This is a genomic window from Stutzerimonas kirkiae, from assembly GCF_004327335.1.
In the GTDB taxonomy this organism is placed as follows: Bacteria; Pseudomonadota; Gammaproteobacteria; order Pseudomonadales; family Pseudomonadaceae; genus Stutzerimonas; species Stutzerimonas kirkiae.
Window position 1 is genome coordinate 23,167 of record NZ_QJUO01000016.1, and the last position, 18,461, is coordinate 41,627.

General features: G+C 67.6%; 17 protein-coding genes and 1 pseudogene. 4 read left to right on the forward strand and 14 right to left on the reverse strand.

Annotated features, from left to right (window positions below):
- Positions 1–41: 41 nt before the first annotated feature.
- Complete coding sequence (locus DNJ95_RS10430) at positions 42–1,508, forward strand: tyrosinase family protein (protein ID WP_165491568.1); 1,467 nt, start codon at positions 42–44, stop codon at positions 1,506–1,508.
- 225 nt (positions 1,509–1,733) lie between these two features.
- Here DNJ95_RS10430 and DNJ95_RS19675 read toward each other — a convergent pair.
- The 8 genes and pseudogenes from DNJ95_RS19675 to DNJ95_RS10465 all read right to left on the reverse strand — a co-directional run.
- Positions 1,734–2,164, reverse strand: a pseudogene (locus DNJ95_RS19675) (LysR family transcriptional regulator); the annotation flags it as partial.
- 14 nt (positions 2,165–2,178) lie between these two features.
- Positions 2,179–3,450 (reverse strand): serine hydroxymethyltransferase, encoded by a 1,272-nt coding sequence (gene glyA, locus DNJ95_RS10440; protein WP_131184668.1) that lies wholly within the window; start codon positions 3,448–3,450, stop codon positions 2,179–2,181.
- A gap of 9 nt (positions 3,451–3,459) precedes the next feature.
- On the reverse strand, positions 3,460–3,630 hold the full coding sequence (locus tag DNJ95_RS19205; protein WP_165491569.1) for a hypothetical protein: 171 nt from the start codon (positions 3,628–3,630) through the stop codon (positions 3,460–3,462).
- On the reverse strand, positions 3,612–3,746 hold the full coding sequence (locus DNJ95_RS19680; RefSeq protein WP_276330883.1) for a hypothetical protein: 135 nt from the start codon (positions 3,744–3,746) through the stop codon (positions 3,612–3,614). Before DNJ95_RS19680 ends, DNJ95_RS19205 begins: the two co-directional genes overlap by 19 nt.
- 64 nt (positions 3,747–3,810) lie before the next feature.
- Entirely contained in the window at positions 3,811–5,043 is a 1,233-nt protein-coding gene (locus DNJ95_RS10450) for an aspartate aminotransferase family protein (RefSeq protein WP_131184669.1), read from the reverse strand.
- Complete coding sequence (gene pdxK, locus DNJ95_RS10455) at positions 5,019–5,951, reverse strand: pyridoxine/pyridoxal/pyridoxamine kinase (RefSeq protein WP_131184670.1); 933 nt, start codon at positions 5,949–5,951, stop codon at positions 5,019–5,021. The genes DNJ95_RS10450 and pdxK overlap by 25 nt, the downstream gene beginning before the upstream one ends.
- Positions 5,948–6,667, reverse strand: coding sequence for a glutamine amidotransferase (locus tag DNJ95_RS10460; RefSeq protein WP_131184671.1), 720 nt, complete (start codon positions 6,665–6,667; stop codon positions 5,948–5,950). The genes pdxK and DNJ95_RS10460 overlap by 4 nt, the downstream gene beginning before the upstream one ends.
- Entirely contained in the window at positions 6,664–7,473 is an 810-nt protein-coding gene (locus DNJ95_RS10465; protein WP_131184672.1) for a YggS family pyridoxal phosphate-dependent enzyme, read from the reverse strand. The genes DNJ95_RS10460 and DNJ95_RS10465 overlap by 4 nt, the downstream gene beginning before the upstream one ends.
- A 108-nt stretch (positions 7,474–7,581) precedes the next feature.
- Here DNJ95_RS10465 and pdxR point away from each other — a divergent pair, with 108 nt between their 5' ends.
- Both pdxR and DNJ95_RS10475 read left to right on the forward strand, forming a co-directional pair.
- Positions 7,582–9,081, forward strand: a complete 1,500-nt coding sequence (pdxR, locus tag DNJ95_RS10470) for a MocR-like pyridoxine biosynthesis transcription factor PdxR (RefSeq protein WP_131184737.1) — start codon at positions 7,582–7,584, stop codon at positions 9,079–9,081.
- Between the two features lie 92 nt (positions 9,082–9,173).
- Positions 9,174–10,103, forward strand: coding sequence for a pyridoxal-phosphate dependent enzyme (locus tag DNJ95_RS10475; protein WP_131184673.1), 930 nt, complete (start codon positions 9,174–9,176; stop codon positions 10,101–10,103).
- Positions 10,104–10,129: 26 nt separating this feature from the next.
- Here the strand turns inward: DNJ95_RS10475 and DNJ95_RS10480 are convergent, their stop codons facing one another.
- Together DNJ95_RS10480 and DNJ95_RS10485 are read right to left on the reverse strand one after the other, a co-directional pair.
- Positions 10,130–10,534, reverse strand: a complete 405-nt coding sequence (locus DNJ95_RS10480) for a VOC family protein (protein ID WP_131184674.1) — start codon at positions 10,532–10,534, stop codon at positions 10,130–10,132.
- A gap of 133 nt (positions 10,535–10,667) precedes the next feature.
- Positions 10,668–11,555 (reverse strand): AraC family transcriptional regulator, encoded by an 888-nt coding sequence (locus DNJ95_RS10485; protein WP_131184675.1) that lies wholly within the window; start codon positions 11,553–11,555, stop codon positions 10,668–10,670.
- Positions 11,556–11,672: 117 nt separating this feature from the next.
- Between DNJ95_RS10485 and DNJ95_RS10490 the strand changes: the two genes are divergently transcribed.
- On the forward strand, positions 11,673–12,218 hold the full coding sequence (locus DNJ95_RS10490; protein ID WP_131184676.1) for a carboxymuconolactone decarboxylase family protein: 546 nt from the start codon (positions 11,673–11,675) through the stop codon (positions 12,216–12,218).
- A gap of 132 nt (positions 12,219–12,350) precedes the next feature.
- Here the strand turns inward: DNJ95_RS10490 and DNJ95_RS10495 are convergent, their stop codons facing one another.
- Genes DNJ95_RS10495 through DNJ95_RS10510 form a run of 4 tightly spaced genes read right to left on the reverse strand, consistent with a single transcriptional unit; the run spans position 12,351 to position 18,353 of the window.
- A complete protein-coding gene (locus tag DNJ95_RS10495) occupies positions 12,351–13,751 on the reverse strand; it encodes an efflux transporter outer membrane subunit (RefSeq protein ID WP_131184677.1) in 1,401 nt (466 codons plus the stop codon).
- Positions 13,748–16,831 (reverse strand): MexW/MexI family multidrug efflux RND transporter permease subunit, encoded by a 3,084-nt coding sequence (locus tag DNJ95_RS10500; RefSeq protein WP_131184678.1) that lies wholly within the window; start codon positions 16,829–16,831, stop codon positions 13,748–13,750. Before DNJ95_RS10500 ends, DNJ95_RS10495 begins: the two co-directional genes overlap by 4 nt.
- Entirely contained in the window at positions 16,828–17,937 is a 1,110-nt protein-coding gene (locus tag DNJ95_RS10505) for an efflux RND transporter periplasmic adaptor subunit (protein WP_131184679.1), read from the reverse strand. Before DNJ95_RS10505 ends, DNJ95_RS10500 begins: the two co-directional genes overlap by 4 nt.
- Positions 17,934–18,353, reverse strand: coding sequence for a DoxX family protein (locus tag DNJ95_RS10510; RefSeq protein WP_131184680.1), 420 nt, complete (start codon positions 18,351–18,353; stop codon positions 17,934–17,936). Before DNJ95_RS10510 ends, DNJ95_RS10505 begins: the two co-directional genes overlap by 4 nt.
- Between the last annotated feature and the right edge of the window lie 108 nt (positions 18,354–18,461).

Consider the following 18,461-nt stretch of genomic DNA (forward strand, 5'->3'; position numbering starts at 1 on the left):
CCCGTGATCACTCGACACGGCACCAGACAAGGAACAGTCCAATGAAGAAAGCCCTATCCATCGGCATCGTCGCCTCGGCAACGATCCTCTCCGCCTACGCCCAGGCGCAACAGCCCGCCACTCCATCGGCCTCTGCGGGCGGCGCGACAGGCCTGCTCTATATCCGCAAGAACGCCCACAGCCCGGAAGCCGAGGCCGACCTGCAGGCACTGGACCAGGCATTGAAGAAAATGCGTGCCCTGGGCTGTGCCGATCCGCGCAGTTGGTATTACCAGGGCGCCACCCATGCCATTCCGGCAACGATCCCGAATGGCGACAACCCGCTCTGCCCCTCCTACACACAGATCAGCCAGTTGAAGTGGGGCTGGAATACCTGCACCCACCTGGACGGCTCCGAGATCCATTTCCTGGTCTGGCACCGGCTGTATATCCAGCACTTCGAATCGATCGTGCGCACGCTCTCTGGCAAGGCAGACTTCGCGTTGCCCTACTGGGACTACACCAATCCGGCCAACCGGGTCCTACCCGCAGCCCTGCGCGACAGCGCCTCCAGCCTGTATGCCGAGGCACGCTTGCCCAGCCTCAACGACGGCAAGAACATCAGCCCGGAGATGGACGAGGCCCTGGATACCACCACCCTGTTCCAGAACCAGGTCTTTGCCGTCTTCAACAGCCAGATAGATGCCGCCCCACATGGCGCCATGCACCTTTACATCGGTGGCCAGACCGACAAGCTGACCATGTGGAACCCGATCTACCGCAAGGAAACCAATGGCCTGATGGCGCTGGTGCCCTCCGCCGGCTTCGACCCGGTGTTCTGGCTCCACCACGCGAACATCGACTACCTGTGGCAGACGTGGGAAAACTCGGCGAACGGCGTGCGCCCGACCCTGGCCGAACTGCAAGCGGTGCCCTGGCCGTACCAGTTCCACGATGGCACCGGCAAACGCCACGAATACACCATTCCCGAGGCCTACAAGACAGCCTTCAACCCGAATTACGTCTACGACCAGTTGCGTAGTGGCATCGCCGCCCTCGACAGCCAGAAACATACCCGTCTGCTGCAACTCAACCAGCAACGCAACGACAACAAGCGCGTGCTGTGGAGCGAGCAACCCGACGAGCCCGTCAAAGGCGGGCAGCTCGAACTGGCGCCGGCGCAGGCCGCCAAGGCCCGTGCCTCCGTCCTGTCGGCCCAGGCCGCTTTATCGCCGCTCGTCCTGCAACTGACCGTCTCCTTCGTCAAGGAACCCGAGGACACCTACGCGGTGTATATCGTCGATGCCAGCGGTACGCAAAAGCTGGCCGGCCTGCTGACCTTCTTCGGCGCGGGCCACCATGCCGGCTTCGACTCCGGCCATGATCACGCCCATGAAGGGCGGAAAACCTTCCTCCTCGACGTGTCCGACGAACTGCAGCCCGAGAGCGACTACCGCATCCTGATCAAGAAACAGCGCGAACCGGTGGACGAGATAACCGTCAGGGAAGTCAGCCTGCTGAGTTATTGAAACCGATGAGCGAATGCCCCGCCCAGCCGAGGACCCGGCAGGCGGGGTAGCGGACCGTCAGTCGTGCTCATCGCCTCGCCCCGGCATACAGGCCACAGGACACGATCAATCCATCCGCACCATGGCACTTGCCAGTAGCTACCAGACGCAGGAAAGCCCGTAGTTACACGGGCTTTCCTGTATTTACCGTTATCGGGTGCCGGTCTATGCCAGACGCCCAATCACTCCCACGTCGTACAGATCATCATGCAGTCCCTGGATCTGCCGCGACAGCGGCACCTCGAAGAAGCGGATTTCGACCTCGGGTTCTTCCTGGCGACAAGGGCGAGCAACGCAGGCAAACGCGAAGGCGTGATGCCGTCGGAGAGCGCTATGCGCAACTGGCCATGGAAGCCATTCGCCGCCGCCTTCACGCTGTCGCGCGCCTGCTGCAAGGCGGCGAAGACGCGCGGCACATGGTCGAGGAACAGCTTGCCCGCGCGGGTCAGCCGCGTGCTGCGCGTGGTGCGGGCGAACAGCACCACACCCAGTTCTTCCTCAAGCTCCTTGATGGCGCGCGACAGCGGCGATTGCTCGATGTGCAACTTCTCGGCAGCACGAGCGAAGTGAAGTTCTTCGGCCACGGCCAGGAAGCAACGCAGATGCCGCAACTCCATCCGACGGCCTCTCTCTATTTGTAGACAGGATGGCGACGGCACAGATTCGCCACCTGCTCCCTCACCCGATCACGCACCGTCGTCCGCTCGTCGCTACCGATTTCCAGCGCATCCAGCACGTCGCACAGCCAGTGCGCCAGTTGTTCGCATTCGGCCACGCCGAAGCCGCGCGTGGTGACGGCTGGCGTGCCGATGCGAATGCCTGAAGTCACGAACGGCGAGCGCGGGTCGTTGGGCACCGAGTTCTTGTTCGTCGTGATCCAGGCGTCGGCCAGTGCCGCGTCCGCATCCTTGCCGGTGTACGGCTTGGCGGACAGGTCGATCAGCATCAGGTGGTTGTCGGTGCCGCCGGAAACGACACGATAGCCGCGCTGCTGGAGCACCGCCGCCATGGCGCGGGCGTTGGTCACCACCTGGCGCTGGTAGGTCTTGAACTCGGGCCGCAGCGCTTCCTTGAAGGCCACCGCCTTGGCGGCGATAACGTGCATCAGCGGGCCGCCTTGGACGCCGGGGAACACGGCGGAATCGAGCTTCCTGTAGAAATCTTCGTCCTGCCCCTTGGCGAGGATGATGCCGCCGCGTGGGCCGCGCAGGGTCTTGTGGGTGGTGCTGGTGACCACATGGGCGTGGGGCAGCGGGTTCGGGTATTCGCCCGCCGCCACCAGGCCGGCGACGTGGGCCATGTCCACCCAGAAGATGGCGCCCACCTTGTCGGCGATGGCGCGCATGCGCGCCCAGTCCTTGTGCCGCGAGTAGGCGGAGAAGCCGCCGATCAGCATCCTTGGGCGGGTTTGCAGTGCGATGCGCTCCATCTCGTCGTAGTCGATCAGGCCGGTGTCGGGGTTCAGGCCGTAGGGCACGATCTTGTAGTGCCGGCCGGAGAAGTTGGATGGGTTGCCGTGGGTCAGGTGGCCGCCCTGGGCCAGGTTCATGCCCATCACGGTGTCGCCGGGCCTGGCCAGCGCCAGGAACACCGCCGCGTTGGCCTGGGCGCCGGCATGGGGCTGGACGTTGACCCAGTCGCAGTCGAACAGCGCCTTGAGCCGCTCGATGGCCAGGCGCTCGGCCACGTCCACGTTCTCGCAGCCGCTGTAGTAGCGCTTGCCGGGATAGCCCTCGGCGTACTTGTTGGTGAACACCGAGTTCTGGATGGCCATCACCAGCGGGCTAGCGTAGTTCTCGGAGGCGATCAGTTCGACGTGGTCTTCCTGGCGGCGTTCTTCGTGCTGGACGGCCTGGGCCAGTTCGGGGTCGAAGTCGGCCAGGGTCAGGGATGCGTCATACATGGAGGTGTCCTATGGCTTGGAGTGTTCGGGTTTGAAGGCGTGATCCGGCTCGGGCGTATCCAGGTCCAGTTGGTGGCGCACGTCGCGGATCAGGTCGCTGGCCGCCGCCAGCGCCTTGGCCGCCGGTTTGCCGGCCAGGCGTTCGATGAGCCAGCAACCGATCACCACGGCATCGGCCATCCGGGCGACTGCGCTGGCGTGATGTCCACGCCTGGATACCCGGCGATGACGTAGGGAATCAGCGCCTTGCGGCCCTGCTGTGCAAGCGCGTGGAAGGTCGCGTCGATCCGGTTCATGGGCGGACGCCTTGGGACACGCCCGCCATGGCGAAGGCCGGGTGTGCGGTAGACGGCTTGCACGTCACGTCGCCGCTTCCATGTGCGCAGCCGCTTCATCCGTTGCCGCGCCATTCGTCGCGCTCGCCGATAGCAGGCGAGCCACACGCACCACGATGTCGTCGATCTGCAGTTCATCGCAGACCAGCGGCGGCAGCAGCCGGATGACGGTGTCGCGGGTCACGGTGATGAGCAGGCGCTGTTCCTCCAGTGCCTGCCCCACCAGTTCCTTGCAGGGTTGGTCCAGTTCAATCCCCACCATCAGGCCCTGGCCGCGAATGGCGGTGACGTTCGGGTGATCGCTCAGCGCCTTGCGCAATCCCGCGAGCAAGCGCGCGCCCAGTACGGCAGCGCGCTCCGGCAGCTTGTCGCGCGCCATGATGTCCAGCACGGTGCAGGCCACCCGGCAGGCCAGCGGATTGCCGCCGAAAGTCGAGCCGTGCTGGCCGGGCGAGAACAGGTCGGCCGCTGTACCCCGCGCCAGGCAGGCGCCGATGGGAAAGCCGTTGCCCAGCGCCTTTGCCAGGGTCATCACGTCCGGCGCAATGCCTGCATGCTGATATCCGAACCAGTTGCCGGTACGGCCCAGGCCGGTCTGGATTTCATCAAGCATCAGCAGCCAACCATGCTGGTCGCACAACGCCCGCAATTCGCGCAGGTAGTCGGCGCTGGCCACCCGGATGCCGCCTTCGCCCTGCACCGGCTCGATCAGCACCGCCACGATGTCGGGCGACTGTTCGGCCGCCTGGCGCACCGCGCCGATGTCGTCGTAGGGCACGCGCAGGAAGCCCTCCGGCAACGGCCCAAAGCCGTGCTGGTTGGCCGGGTTGTCGGTGGCCGCCAGCGTGGCCAGGGTCCGGCCATGGAAGGCGTTGCCCATGACCAGGATCTTCGGCCGCGCGACCTGCTTGCGATGCCCATGCAGCCTCGCCAGTTTGAATGCGGTTTCGTTGGCCTCCGCGCCGGAATTGCAGAAGAAGGCGTTCTGCATGCCGGTCAGCGCGCACAGGCGTTCGCCCAGCCGTTCCTGCCAGTCGATGCGAAAGACGTTGGAGGTGTGCAGCAGCATCCCCGCCTGCTCGGCGATGACGACCGCGATATCCGGATGGGCGTGGCCCAGGCTGGTGACCGCGACGCCGGCGATGGCATCCAGGTACTCCACGCCCTGTTCGTCCCAGAGGCGCGCACCGCTGCCGCGCACGAACGAAACGGGTTGCCGGGCGTAGGCGTCCATCAGGTGGGAAATGGCTGCTTGCATGGGAAAATCCTGTAGGTGAATTGGCTGACGCACTCACGTGCCGTCGCTCTGCGGTCGTTGTGGCTGTCCGCCATCGGCAGCAGCAGCTCGGCGCATTGCGCCTGTTCGGTGTGGCGCAACGCTTGCACGACTTGGCGGCATGCCTGAGCGGTGGCTTCCGCCAGGCCCTCGCCGCCCAGCCAACGTCCGGTCAAGGTGGCGCAGAACAGGTCGCCCGTGCCCTTGGGGGTGGCGGCGACGCGTGGATGCACGATGACTTCGGCTTGCGTGCGGGTGACGAGCACCACCTGCATCTCGTCCCTGGCCCAGGTATCGGGTGCGGCACTGGTCACGGCGACCCATTGCGTGCGTCCCGTCAGCAAGCTGCGGGCCGCGGCGACCACGCTTTCGACATCGTTCACCGCCCGCCCGGTCAGGTGCGCCAGTTCAAAGCCGTTCGGCGTCAAGCCGTCGGCCAATGGCAACAAGTCCCGGCGGTAGGCATCGACCAGGCCGGGATCGACATAGATGCCGTGGTCGTGATCGCCGATCACCGGGTCGATCACGATGCGCAGCGCGGCACGCTCTTCCCGCCGCGCCCGCGCCCAACGCGCGAGGGCATCGGCCTGCCGTGGATTGCCCAGATAGCCGACCAGGATGGCGCGCAACGCATGGAGCGCACCGCGTGCCGACAAGTCCTGCAAATAGCCCTCGAACCATTCGATGGGCAGCGCGCCGCCGTGCATCGTCGGGTAATGCGGCGTATTGCTGAGCACCACGGTGGGAACCGCGGCCACCGACAACCCCAGCGCTTCCAGGGTCGGCACCGCGACGTTGTTGCCCACCCGGCCATAGACCACCTGTGACTGCACCGAAACCACATCCAGCGGAAGTGGTCGAGGTGTCGCAAAGGATGAACCGTCGATCATGATGCTGCCCTTCGCGGGGCGGTCTCGATCCCGTCCAGCCAGGCAGCGAACGCCGCCCGTGCCGCCAGCGGCAAATCGGATTGCAGGGCGTGTGCCTCGGCGCGCAATGCGCGCGGGTCGATGCCGGCCTGCGCCAGTTCGCAGGCATGGCCGACCAGCCAGCGCTCGATGCGGCGCGGGTCCGCCTCCAGATGGCATTGCAGCGCCAGTACATGGCCGTCGATGCTGAACGCCTGGTTGGCGCAGATGGCCGTTCCCGCCAGCCGTGTGGCGCCGGCGGGAATGTCGAAGCGGTCGCCATGCCAGTGCAGCACCGGCACCTGGCCCAGTGCCGCCAGCGGCGAGGCCTCACCCTCCGGGGTCAGCGTCAATGGCGCGAAGCCGATTTCCTTCACCCCCATGCTGGCGACATCCGCACCCAGTGCGCGGGCGATCAGTTGCGCGCCCAGGCAGATGCCCAGCAGAGGTCGCCGGCTGTCCAGGCGTTGCCGGATCAGCGCCAGCTCGTCCTCGATGAAGGGATAAAGGGCCTCATCGAAGGCGCCGATCGGGCCGCCCAGCACCACCAGCAGATCGGCTTGCGCCGTATCCACGGTGCGCAGGTCGTCGGTAGGGGCATCCTGATAGCGCACGGCATAGCCGCGCTCCGCCAACAGTTGCTCCAGCGTGCCGAGGTCCTCGAAATCCAGATGGCGGATGGCAAGGGCGGTTTTCATGGTGATGACTCCTCTGTGCTGGGTTCGCCGGGCCAGTAGTGGCTGTCCGGCATGGGACGGGCGCCGAAGATGGCCTGGCCGACGCGCACCACGGTGGCGCCTTCCTCGATGGCGATCTCGAAGTCGCCGGACATGCCCATCGACAGCTCATGAAGGGCGATGCCTGCGGGCGCGTCCTGGCGCAGCCGCTCGCGCAGGTCGCGCAGCCGCACGAAGCACTGGCGTACCCGCTCGGCTTCGCTGGAAAACAGCGCCAGTGTCATCAGCCCGCGCACGCGCAGCGCCGTGAATGCCGGCAACGCTTGCAGGAACGCCGGTACGTCTTCGGGCGCGAGCCCGTACTTGCTGGCTTCACCCGAGGTGTTGACCTGCACGAACACGTCCAGCGCCCGGCCTTCCAGTTGCAGGCGGCGCTCCAGCGCCTCGGCCACGCGCAGGCTGTCCAGCGCCTGGAACTCGGCGGCGAAGCGCGCCACCAGCTTGGCCTTGTTGGTCTGCAGGTGGCCGATCACCGACCACTGCAGATCGGCCAAGTCCTGCATCGCCTCCCATTTGCGGTAGGCCTCCTGCGGCTTGTTCTCGCCCAGCATCGTGCAGCCGGCCACATGGGCCAGCCGCAGGCTGGCCTCGGGCTTGGTCTTGCTCACCGGCAACAGCCGCACGGCGGCCGGATCGCGGCCGACGCGGTGGCAGGCGGCGGCGATGCGCGCCCGCACCGCCGCCAGGTTGCGCTGGAAGTCCAGGGCTGTGGCGGCCTCGGGATAGCGGCCATGCTGGTCGTGGCGGGTCTGGGTGTTGGAAAGCATGGTCTGGCGGTGACTCCTGGCAAATCGGATGAATGGCTTGTGAAACGTCTTTATAGATTTAAAATGGTCGTATGTTCCCAGCCACTTTTAACGAGAGATACCGGCCAATTGTTCAAGCACGCCCAACTTGAATCCGTCAAAGCCTGGATCGGCGACCCGGCACACGCTGCCTTGCCCCTGCACGCGCGGGTGCAGCGCGCGATTCGCCAGTTGATCCTTGACGGCGCGCTTGACGTGGGCAGACCCTTGCCCGCGTCACGCGCCCTGGCGAAGTCGCTGGGGGTTTCGCGCGATACGGTCGAGTCGGCCTACAGCCAGTTGCATGCGGAAGGTTTCATCGAGCGGCGCGTAGGCAGCGGCAGCTTCGTGTCGGAGCGAGCACAGCGCTTGCCGGGGCGAGGCAAGCCTCGGCGAACGCGCGTGGACGGCAAGGCAACGGTGCGCCTGAGCCAGCGCGGCAGCGCCATGTTCCAGAGCGGCGGTGTGCGTGACTTCCTGGCGCCACGCCCGTTCGCGCCCGGCGTGCCGGAAACGCGCAGCTTTCCGCTGCAAACCTGGGAGCGGCTGGAACGGCAGGTGCTGAAGGAATACGGCACCCTGGCGCTGCTGCACAGCCCTGCGCAGGGCATGGAGCCGCTGCGGCGTGCCATCGCCGACTACGTGAATCTCGAACGCGGCGCGCGCGCCTCGCCCGATCGTGTGCTGGTGCTGACCAGTTCCCAGCAGGCCATGACCCTGTGCGCCACCGTGCTGCTCGATGCGGGCGAGCGGATCTTCATCGAAGATCCCGTGTACCACGGTGCGCGCAAGGCGTTCGATGCCGCCGGACTGGACTGCGTGCCCGTACCGCTGGATGCGGACGGCCTGCGGGTCGAGCACCTGCTTGAGGCAACACAAGCGCCCGGTGAACCGGCCAAGGCCGTGTTCCTGACGCCATCACACCAGTTCCCCACCGGAGCGACGCTGGCGCTGGACCGGCGCCTGGCCATCATCGAATGGGCCAGGAAGCACCAAGCCTGGATCATCGAGGACGACTACGACAGCGAGTTCCACTACGCCGGCAAACCCACCGCCTGCGTGCAGGGGCTCGATCCGCATGAGCGGACGATCTACATCGGCACCTTCACCAAATCGCTGTTTCCCGGCCTGCGCATCGGCTACATGGTGCTGCCGCCGGCACTGGTGGAGCCGATGACCGTGGCCCGCACCCTGCTGGACGGACACAGCGCGCCGATTCCCCAGCTCACGCTGGCGCGCTTCATCGAAGGCGGCCACTTCGGCGCCCACGTCCGCACCATGCGCGCGGTCTATGCCGAACGGCGCGACGTGCTGGCGCGGCTGGTGCGCCAGCACCTGGCCGACTTCGTCGAACCTCGGGTGCCTGCCGGCGGCATGCAGATGCCTTGCGTGTTCGTCCGCGACATTCCAGAGCGCGAGGCGGTGGAATCCGCGCGCCGGGCGGGCATTGATCTCCTCGGCTTGACCGCGCTGCACGCATCGGGCCGACATGAGGCCGGCTTCCTGATGGGGTTCGCCGCGCATGCGCCGCATGAAATGCAACTCGCCGTCAAGAAGCTGGCCAATGTGCTGCGCGCCTTGAGCCGGTGACCGGGCAGCAATCAAATGCAACAAATGACCAGCATCAACCACAGTCCAGAAACAATATCCGCGCCAAGGCGCCGTTCATCGCCAAGGACACCATGACCCTGCACATCCCTACCCCCTGCATCGAATCCCACGCCCTCGGCCAGGCCAGCGGCCGCCGGGTCTGGCTCAAGCTGGAGAACCTGCAGCCGCCGGGCTCGTTCAAGATCCGCGGCATCGGCGCCGCTTGTGAGGAACATGCCCGGCGCGGCAAGCGGCGTTTCGTCTCCTCGTCCGGCGGCAATGCCGGCATTGCCGTGGCCTACGCCGGGCGCCGCCTGGGCATCCCGGTGACCGTGGTGGTGCCCGAGACCACCACCGAGCGCGCCCGCGCGCTGATCCGCGCCGAGCAGGCCGAACTCATCGTGCACGGCAAGGCCTGGCACGAGGCCAACGCCCTGGCCCAGTCGCTGCTGGGCGAAAACGATGCCTTCCTGCATCCCTTTGATGACCCATTGCTGTGGCAGGGCCATGCCAGCCTGGTCGATGAAGTCGCGCAGGCCGGCATCCGGCCCGACGTGGTGGTGCTGTCGGTCGGCGGTGGCGGCCTGTACGCAGGGGTGGTCGAAGGCTTGCGTCGCAATGGCTGGAATGACGTGCCGGTGATTGCGGTGGAAACCCTCGGCGCCGATGCCTTCGCGCAATCGTTGGCGCAGGGCTACCGCGTCGAACTGGCGGCGATCACCAGCATTGCCACCTCACTGGCCGCGAAACAGGTCTGCGCGCAAGCATTCGCGCTGGCGCAGCAGCACGCCACGCGCAGCGCCACGGTCAGCGACCTCGCCGCCGTCTCGGCCTGCGGACGCTTCCTCGACGACCACCGCATGCTGGTCGAACCCGCCTGCGGCGCCAGCCTGGCGCTGGGCTATGGCCATGCCGATGCGCTTGGTGATGCAGAGAACGTGTTGATCATCGTCTGCGGCGGCGTCACCGCGACGGTGGACCAGCTACGGCAATGGCGCCAGGAGCTGAGCGAAGAGGCCTGAATACGCAGGGGCGTTGCGCATGGCCTTCAACGCGGAATGTCTCCTCGATGGACGATATGGAGCTTGTTGCCATCGGGATCGCGCAGGTAGGCGCCGTAGTAGCCGGCGCCGTAACGTGGGCGCGGTCCCGGTGGGCCTTCGTCCGAACCGCCCGCGGCCAGTCCGGCGGCATGGGCCGCCGCGACCGCCGCCTCATCGGGGGCGAGGAAGGCCACCATGCTGCCGTTGCCGGCGCTTGCAGGTTCGCCATCGAACGGACGATAGGCATAGAAGCGCGGCAACGCCTGGCCGGGCATGATCCAGCACAGGGAGGTCGGCCCGCCATCCGGCGTCACCGGACGCTGGCGCAGGCCCAGCGGGGCGAGCACCGCATCGTAGAACGCGGCGGCACGCGCCAGGTCGCTGACGCCGACGGTGATGTGACTGAACATGGGCGTTCATCCTTTCCATTCCAATGAAAAAAACGGCTGACCGTGCGTGCGGCTTGCGTTGGTGCAGGCCGTCATCGCCGGTATCGGCACGATGCATGTCTTCATCTTCAACCTGGCATTCATGACATCGGCCTCATGAAGCATGACCCAAGCCCGATGCCGCCAACCACCCGCGTGGCGACATCCCCATGTGCTGACGGAATGCCCTGGAGAACGAGGCGCTGTCGGCGAAACCCAGATCCACGGCGATCCGCTTGACCGGCTGCCCGTTGCGCAGCAGCGACGTGGCCAGGGTCAGCCGCCAATCCGTCAGGTAGGCGGCCGGCGTGCTGCCCGTCGCGGCCTTGAAGGCCGCGGCGAACGCGCTGCGCGACATGCCCGCCTCGGCGGCCATGCGCTGCAGCGGCCAGTCCTCGTGCGGCGCGCGGTGCAGGGCCACCAGCGATCGCGCCAGCCGCGGGTCCGACAGGCCCATGAGCAGGCCGCTGCTCACGCCGGCCTCGGCCGGATGGTCGACGATCCAGCGCAGCAGCTGGATCAGCACGACCTCGAACAGCCGGTTGGCGAGTAGCCGCGATCCGCAGCGCACGTGATCGGCTTCGGCGAACAGCAGGTCCAGCGCGGGCTGCAATCCATCGACAGCGTCCAGCGGCACGCGCACCAGCGCCGGCAGGGACTGCACGATCGGGTTGCGTGCGCCGCCGTCGAAGTCCAGCGTCGCGCAGGTGAAGTCCGAACCGTCGCGCGGCGCGTTCACGAAGACGTGCTGCAGCGGCCTGGGATAGAACAGCAGGGTCGGCGCGTCCAGGTGCAGGCGCGTCGCATCGGTGTCGCCGGGCCGGTGCCGCACCTCCATCTCGCCACGCCGCAGCACGTGCAGGAAGGCGCGCCCGGGCAGCGCCTCGAAGTGGTGCGTGCCGCACAGCGCCCCGCTGTGGAACAGCGCGGCCTGCACGCGGAAGCGCTCCAGCACGGTGGAGAGGCGATCCAGCGCAGGGGCGGAAGGCGCGGCGGAAGTCATGGACGTTAAAACAACTTACTAGGACTTTCAGGCATTTATCGTCCAGGGATTCTACCTATCATCTGCTTCGTACGCAGCTTTTGCGTGCGCCATCCACCGATTTTCAAGGAGTTTCCCATGTCCCGAGTCCCCCTGATCGACCCCGGCACCGCCAGCGGCGAGCGCCAGGCGCTGCTGACCCAGATCCACGACGCCTTCGGCGCCACGCCCGCGATGTTCAAGGCCGCCGCCAATTCCACCGCCGCGCTCAAGAGCCTGTGGGGCAGCTTCGGCGCGCTGGGCGGCGGCGTCATCGGCGCCAGGCTCGGCGAGCTGATCGCCGTGGCCGTGGCCGACCGCAATGCCTGCGAATACTGCCTGGCCGCCCACACCGTGCTGGGCCGCAAGGCCGGCGCGACGCCGGAGGAACTGGCGGCCGCGCAGGCCGGCGAATCGTCCGACCCGAAGACCGCCGCCGCGCTGCGCTTCGCGCTCAAGCTGGTCGAGGCGCGCGGCCAGGTCGGCGATGCCGACGTGCAGGCCGTGCGCGAGGCCGGCTTCAGCGAGGAGGAGATCGTCGAGATCCTCGCCCATGTCGCGCTGAACCTGTTCACCAACTACATCAACATCGCCTTCGCGGTGCCGGTGGACTTTCCCGCGGTGAAGCTGCGCGGCGCGGCGTAAGCCGATATCCGAAACGGAGATCGCGTCATCTCCCCATGCCCGGGGCTGCGTACTGTATCGCGCGCAGCCCCAAACGTTCAGGGGTTCAATGCTTGGGCCGGACACGTGGGAGTCGGGCACCAGCAACACCATTCAGGCAACGCCCAATGCCTTGTACAAGGCGACGGCCTGGATGCAGGAAGCCGCTTCCGCCTGCACGATCTGCGCGCGTAGCTGGAACAGCGTGCGCTGGTTCTCCAGCACCGCCTGGTAGCTGCCGGATCCTGCCCGGTAGCGCCTGTCGGCGATATCGAAGGCGGCTTGGGCGTGCTGCGCCGATTGCAGCAGGGCGGCGATCTGGCGTTGCTGTTCGGCCAGCTGGGTAACGGTGTTCTCCACTTCCTCCTGCGCGGTCAGCAGCGCCTGCTCGTAACGCGCCAGGGCGCCGTCCGACAGCGCCTCGGCGCCGCGCAGGCGGGCGCGGGCGTTGCCCAGGCGCAGCGCGGGCCAGGACAGCGTGGGGGCGATCTGGAAGGCGCGCGAGGCGGCGCTGCCGAGATCGCCGTCGCGCAGGGCGAAGAAGCCGAGGAAGCCGCCCAGGTCGATGCGCGGATACAGCGCGGCGGTCGCCGCGCCCACGTCCTCGACGCTGGCGGCCAGCAGGCGCTCGGCCTGCACCACGTCTGGCCGCGAAACGATCGAATGGTTGATGTTGCCCAGCGGCAGTTGCGCCACCAGCGGCGCGGTCGCCGCAGCGCCCGGATCGGGCAAGACACCCTGGCCGGGCCGTTGGCCTGCCAGCACGTCGAGCCGGTAGCGCGCCTGTTGCAGGGATGCGGTCAACGGCGCAATCGCCGCCTCGCTGCGCAACAGGTTGGCGCGGGCGTTCTCCAACTCTTCCGGCAGGCCGGCACCGGCGCGCAGGCTGGCTTCGGCCAGGCGCACGGTCTCGCGCCAGTTGTTGGCCTCCTGCCGGGCGACGTCCCGGTGCCGCCGATGGGCCTGCGCCTCGAACCAGGTCCGGGCGACCTCGGCGGCGATGCTCAGGCGGGTCATGTCCAGTTCGGTCTGGCTGGCCTCGGCCCGTGCCTTCGCCGCTTGTTGCAGGCGGTCCAAGCGGCCGAACAAGTCGATCTCCCACTGCACGTCGAAGCCGGCCTGCCAGGATTCGGACAAGGTGCGCTGGCCGCCGTTGTTGGCCTGCTGCTGGATGCCTCGCGTGTAGCCAGCGCTGCTGGTCACGCCCGGCAGGCGGTCAAGCCGGCGCTCGTCGAAAATGGCGCGCACGGCCAGCAGGTTGGCCTGGGCCTGGCGGATGTCGTGGTTGTGCGCCAGCGCCGCGTCGATCCAACGGCTCAGGCCCTCGTCCTCGAAGATGCGCCACCAGTCGGTGAGCATTGCATTGGCCTGGGCCGTGGCGAATTCCGCCGCCTGCGGGCTGGCCAGCACAATGGTTGGTGCTTCGGGCTGCACGTACTTCGGCCCGACCGCGCAGCCGGCCAGGGCCATCGCCGCAGCCGCCAAAGTGCGCACGTTTGGTTTGCTCGTCCTCATGCGGTCGCTCCTTCGGCCTGCTCGATCTCGGCCAGTTGCCGGCTGCGCGCGCTCTGCACGCGGTGGTCGCGCGCCAGCCAGGTGTAGATGGTCGGCAGCACGAACAGGGTGAACAGCGTGCCCACCAACATGCCGCAGACGATCACCGCGCCCAGGCCGAAGCGGCTGTTGGCGCCGGCGCCGCTGGCGAACAGCAGCGGCAGCACGCCGAAGGCCATCGCGCCGGTGGTCATCAGCACCGGGCGCAGGCGGATCTGCGCGGCGCGGATGATCGCGGCGCCGCGGTCCAGCCGCTCGCGCACCTGCAGTTCGTTGGCGAACTCGACCATCAAGATGCCGTGCTTGCTGATCAGCCCGATCAGCGTCACCAGCCCGATCTGGGTGTAGATGTTCAGCGTGGCCCAGCCCAGCGCCAGCGGCAGCAGCGCGCCGCAGATCGACAGCGGCACGGTGATCAGGATGATCAGCGGATCGACCAGGCTCTCGTACTGCGCGGCCAGTACCAGGTAGATCACCACCAGCGCGGCGAGGAAAGCGAACACCAGCGCATTGCCTTCCTGCACGTACTGGCGCGACTCGGACTGCCAGTCGTGGCTGAAACCCGGCGGCAGCCGGGCTACCGCCTGTTCCAGGAAGGCCACGGCTTGGCCCAGCGACACGCCCGGCGCAGGGATGGCCTGCAGGGTGGCCGCGTTCTGCTGGTCGAACTGGTTCAGGCGATTGGGCTCGACCTGCATCTCCAGCCGCACCACGGTGGACAGCGGCACCAGTGCGCCATCGCCCGTGCGCAGGTACTGCCGGGCCAGGGCCTCGGGCGTGAGCCGCTGCTCGCCCACACTTTGCGGAATTACGTCGTAGGAGCGGCCGAACAGCGCGAAGCGGTTGACGTAGTTCTCGCCGACCAGCACACCCAGCGAATCGCCGATGTCCTGCAGGCCGATGCCGAGGCTGGCAGCCTTGGCACGGTCGATGCGCACCTGCACGACCGGGCTGTCGTACTCCAGGTCGCTGTCGACCACGACGAACAGGCCGCTTTCGCGGGCGTCCTGCTTCAGCCCTTCCATCGCCTCGTACAGCACCGGGTAGTCCTGCGCGCTGCGCAGCACCAGTTGCACCGGCAGGCCGCCGCTGCCGCCCGGCAGTGGCGCGACCTGGAACGCGAAGATGCTGCTGCCGGCGATGTCGCCGACCGCGCCCTGCAGTTCAGCGACGATCTCCGGTTCCTTGCGCGTGCGCTCGCCCCAATCGGACAGGTTGATGCCGCCGAAGCTGGCCGCCGGCCCGTTGGTGCCGTTGATGATCCAGGTGCCGATGCCCTCGGGAATGCCGGACATGACCTGGTGCAGTTCGTCGGCGAAGCGCTCGGCGTAGTCCAGGCTGGCGTGCTGGGGCGACTTGACCGCCGCCAGCACCGCGGCCTGGTCCTCGGCCGGCGCCAGTTCGCGCTGCGGCAACTGGTACAGGACGGGCAGGCTCAGGCAGACCAGCAGCGCCAGGCCGCCACTGAGCCAGCGATGCCGCAGCGAGAATCCAAGCACCCGCCCGTAGCGCTCGGCCAGCCCGCCGAACACACGCTCGGCCAGCCGCACCATGCGGCCCTGCTCACCGGACTTGAGCAGCAGCGAACTCATCACCGGCGACAGCGTTAGCGCCACCACGCCGGAGACGATCACCGCTCCGGCCAAGGTCAGCGCGAACTCGCGGAACAGCGCGCCGGTCAGTCCGCCCATCAGACCGATCGGCGCATAGACGGCGGCCAGGGTCAGCGTCATCGCGATCACTGGCCCGGCGATCTCGCGTGCGCCGACCAGCGCTGCGGCCACCGGCGATTTACCTTCCTCGATGTGGCGGTGCACGTTTTCGACCACCACGATGGCATCGTCCACCACCAGGCCGATGGCCAGCACCATCGCCAGCAAGGTCAGCAGGTTGATGCTGAAGCCGAACGCCAGCATCAGTGCAGCGGCACCGAGCATCGACAGCGGGATCGCCACCACCGGAATCACCACGCTGCGCAGCGAGCCCAGGCACAGCCAGATCACCAGCACCACGATCAGCACGGCTTCCAGCAGTGTCTTGACCACTTCCTTGATCGAGGCGTCGATGAAGCGGGCGCGCTCGTAGACCAGGTCCACCGTCACGCCCGGCGGCAGGGTCTGTTCGATCTCGGGCAGCAGTGAACGGATGCCCTCGACGATCACCAGCGGGTTGCCCGCGGGCGTGGGATACAGCGACAGGTAGACCGCCGGCTCGCCATCCATCCGGCCGCTGGTCTGGGTGGAGGCCGCACCCAGTTCGACGGTGCCCACGTCGCGCAGCCGCACCAGGCCGTTGCCGTCGTTGCGGATCACCAGGTCGGCGAATTCCTCGACGCTGGTCAGGTCGGAATCGACCCGCACGTTGGCGATCACGTATTGCCCGCGCACCTGGCCTGGCGCGGCCTGGTAGTTGTTGCGGCGGATCGCGGCGGCCACGTCGGAGGCGGTCAGACCGCGCCCGGCCAGGCGCTCGGCATCCAGCCACAGCCGCATCGCCAGACGCTGGCCGCCCTCGACCTGCACCTTGGCGACGCCGTCGATGCCGGAAAGGCGCGGCTCGACCACGCGCGAGAGGTAGTCGGTCAGTTCCGGGATCGACAGGCTGCCGGCCGAGAAGCCCACATAGGCCACCGCTGTCGAATCGCCCGCCGACAGCTCGATGACCGGGTCGAAGGCCTGTTCGGGCAGGCGGTAGCGCACCTGGTTGACCTTGGCCATGGTCTCGGTCAGCGCCTGGGTCGCATCGCGGTTCAGCTCCATGCGCAGCGTGACCAGGCTGCGGCCCTGCTGCGACGACGAGGAGAGGTAGTCGATGCCCTCGACCGAGGACACCGCCTGTGCGATCGGCTGGGTCACGAAGCCCTGCATCAATTCGGCCGAGGCGCCGGGATACTCGGTGGCGACCGTGATCGTCGAGGTTTCCAGCGTCGGGTACTGGCGCACCGGCAGCTTGCCCAACGCGAACAGGCCCAGCAGCACGATCAGGCTGCTGACCACCAGCGCCAGCACCGGCCGGCGCACGAACACGTCGGTGAATGTCATGACGCCTGCTCCTGCGCCGCTGCGGGAGCGGGCGTCTCAGTGCCATCGCCACGCAGCGCATCGTGCGCCACCGGTTCGACCGGCATGCCATCGCTGAGCTTGAGCTGGCCGGATACCACCACTTGGTCGCCATCTTCCAGACCCTCGGCGATCTCCACCCGACCGCCCCAGCGCTCGCCCGTCTTCACCGCCACCCGGCGTACGCTCAGGCCCTGGTGCTCGTTGGGCACGGCCACGAACACCGTCTGCCCGTAGGCGGTGTAGGTCACTGCGGTTTCCGGCACCGCCAGCACCGGCGTCGGCTGCTGGCGCAGCACCCGCACGTTGGCGAACATGCCGGCCTGCAGCACGCCATCGTCATTTGGCACGCTGGCCTGCACCTGCACCGTGCGCGACTTGCCGACCAGTGGGTCGATCGCCGCGACCTGTGCGGCGAAGCGGCGCTGCGGCCAGGCATCGACCCGGACCTCGACCGGCTGGCCCGGCTGCAACTGCGGGATCGCCTGCTCGTCCAGCGCGAAATTGACGTTGAGCGTGCCGGCATCGACCAGGCTGGCGATCGCATCGCCGGCGCTGAGGTACTGCCCCTCGTGCACGCGGCGGATGCCGATCACGCCCGCGAATGGCGCGCGGATCGCCTTCTGCGCGATCACCGCCTCGATCTGACGCAACTGGCCCAGCGCCATGTCGTGCGCGGCCTGGGCATTGTCGAGCTGCTCCTGCGTGGCCACCTGGTCGGCCTTCAACTGGCGGGTACGCGCCAGCACGCGCTCGGCATTGCGCAGCTGCGCACGCAACCGCAGGCGTTCTGCCTGCTCGGGCGCATCGTTGATCTGCACCAGCAGGTCACCCTGCTTGACCGCCTGCCCGGACGCGAAGGCGATGCGGGTGATACGCCCGGCGGTTTCCGAGGCCAGCTCGACTTGCCTGGCCGCTTCCAGTTCACCGACACCATGGAAGGCGCGCGGCGCCTCGGCACGCTCGGCCGTGGCCAGCGCCACCTTGGTGGCCGGCCAGCCGCCGCCTTCGTCCGCGCCCGAGCTGCAGGCGGCCAGCCACACGGCGCAGGCCAGCACCAGACTGCGTGAAACGATGCGCGCGCTCATGTCCGCCCCTCCAGCCGACGACGCAGGCGGCTGGCAATCGCCGCCGCGATCAGCCCGCCGACCACAGTGGTGTGTTCCAGCGCCCAGAACATCGCCTCCTTAGCCTGCGGCTCCGGCAACGCCCAGAACCGATGCACGACGACAATGGTCAGCAGCAGGAACAACGCCAACGCACCGGCACCCAGCCACAGCGCGCGATCGAGCAACAGCAGCACCGAACCACCAAGCAGCACCACGATGGTGGCGATGTTGAACAGCCAGTCCGGCTCCAGCCCGGCCGCGCGCATCTCGGCCAGCCCGCCCTGGAAGTCGATCAGCTTGGCCAGCCCAGAGGAAAGAAACACCACCGCCAGCAGGATGCGGGCGGTGATCCACAGCCAGCGGCTGTCGAGGGCGTTGTCGATACAAGGGCGCATATGCGTCCACTCCTGATGAGGCAGCCGCGTGCACAAGGCACCACGACCGCGGGGGTTGCAGGGCGATCGGCAACCGCAGTTGCCAAACAAGACGCCAGGGACTATAAA

Bases quoted from the DNA above. Each gene is read 5' to 3' on its own strand.
- pdxK (WP_131184670.1), bottom strand. From the start codon at position 5,951: ATGATCGACGGTTCATCCTTTGCGACACCTCGACCACTTCCGCTGGAT.
- glyA (WP_131184668.1), bottom strand. From the start codon at position 3,450: ATGTATGACGCATCCCTGACCCTGGCCGACTTCGACCCCGAACTGGCC.
- DNJ95_RS10430 (WP_165491568.1), top strand. From the start codon at position 42: ATGAAGAAAGCCCTATCCATCGGCATCGTCGCCTCGGCAACGATCCTC.
- DNJ95_RS10495 (WP_131184677.1), bottom strand. From the start codon at position 13,751: ATGAGGACGAGCAAACCAAACGTGCGCACTTTGGCGGCTGCGGCGATG.
- DNJ95_RS10505 (WP_131184679.1), bottom strand. From the start codon at position 17,937: ATGAGCGCGCGCATCGTTTCACGCAGTCTGGTGCTGGCCTGCGCCGTG.
- DNJ95_RS19680 (WP_276330883.1), bottom strand. From the start codon at position 3,746: ATGAACCGGATCGACGCGACCTTCCACGCGCTTGCACAGCAGGGCCGC.
- DNJ95_RS10510 (WP_131184680.1), bottom strand. From the start codon at position 18,353: ATGCGCCCTTGTATCGACAACGCCCTCGACAGCCGCTGGCTGTGGATC.
- DNJ95_RS10500 (WP_131184678.1), bottom strand. From the start codon at position 16,831: ATGACATTCACCGACGTGTTCGTGCGCCGGCCGGTGCTGGCGCTGGTG.
- DNJ95_RS10450 (WP_131184669.1), bottom strand. From the start codon at position 5,043: ATGCAAGCAGCCATTTCCCACCTGATGGACGCCTACGCCCGGCAACCC.
- DNJ95_RS19205 (WP_165491569.1), bottom strand. From the start codon at position 3,630: ATGGCCGATGCCGTGGTGATCGGTTGCTGGCTCATCGAACGCCTGGCC.
- DNJ95_RS10480 (WP_131184674.1), bottom strand. From the start codon at position 10,534: ATGTTCAGTCACATCACCGTCGGCGTCAGCGACCTGGCGCGTGCCGCC.
- DNJ95_RS10465 (WP_131184672.1), bottom strand. From the start codon at position 7,473: ATGCTTTCCAACACCCAGACCCGCCACGACCAGCATGGCCGCTATCCC.
- DNJ95_RS10485 (WP_131184675.1), bottom strand. From the start codon at position 11,555: ATGACTTCCGCCGCGCCTTCCGCCCCTGCGCTGGATCGCCTCTCCACC.
- DNJ95_RS10475 (WP_131184673.1), top strand. From the start codon at position 9,174: ATGACCCTGCACATCCCTACCCCCTGCATCGAATCCCACGCCCTCGGC.
- DNJ95_RS10490 (WP_131184676.1), top strand. From the start codon at position 11,673: ATGTCCCGAGTCCCCCTGATCGACCCCGGCACCGCCAGCGGCGAGCGC.
- DNJ95_RS10460 (WP_131184671.1), bottom strand. From the start codon at position 6,667: ATGAAAACCGCCCTTGCCATCCGCCATCTGGATTTCGAGGACCTCGGC.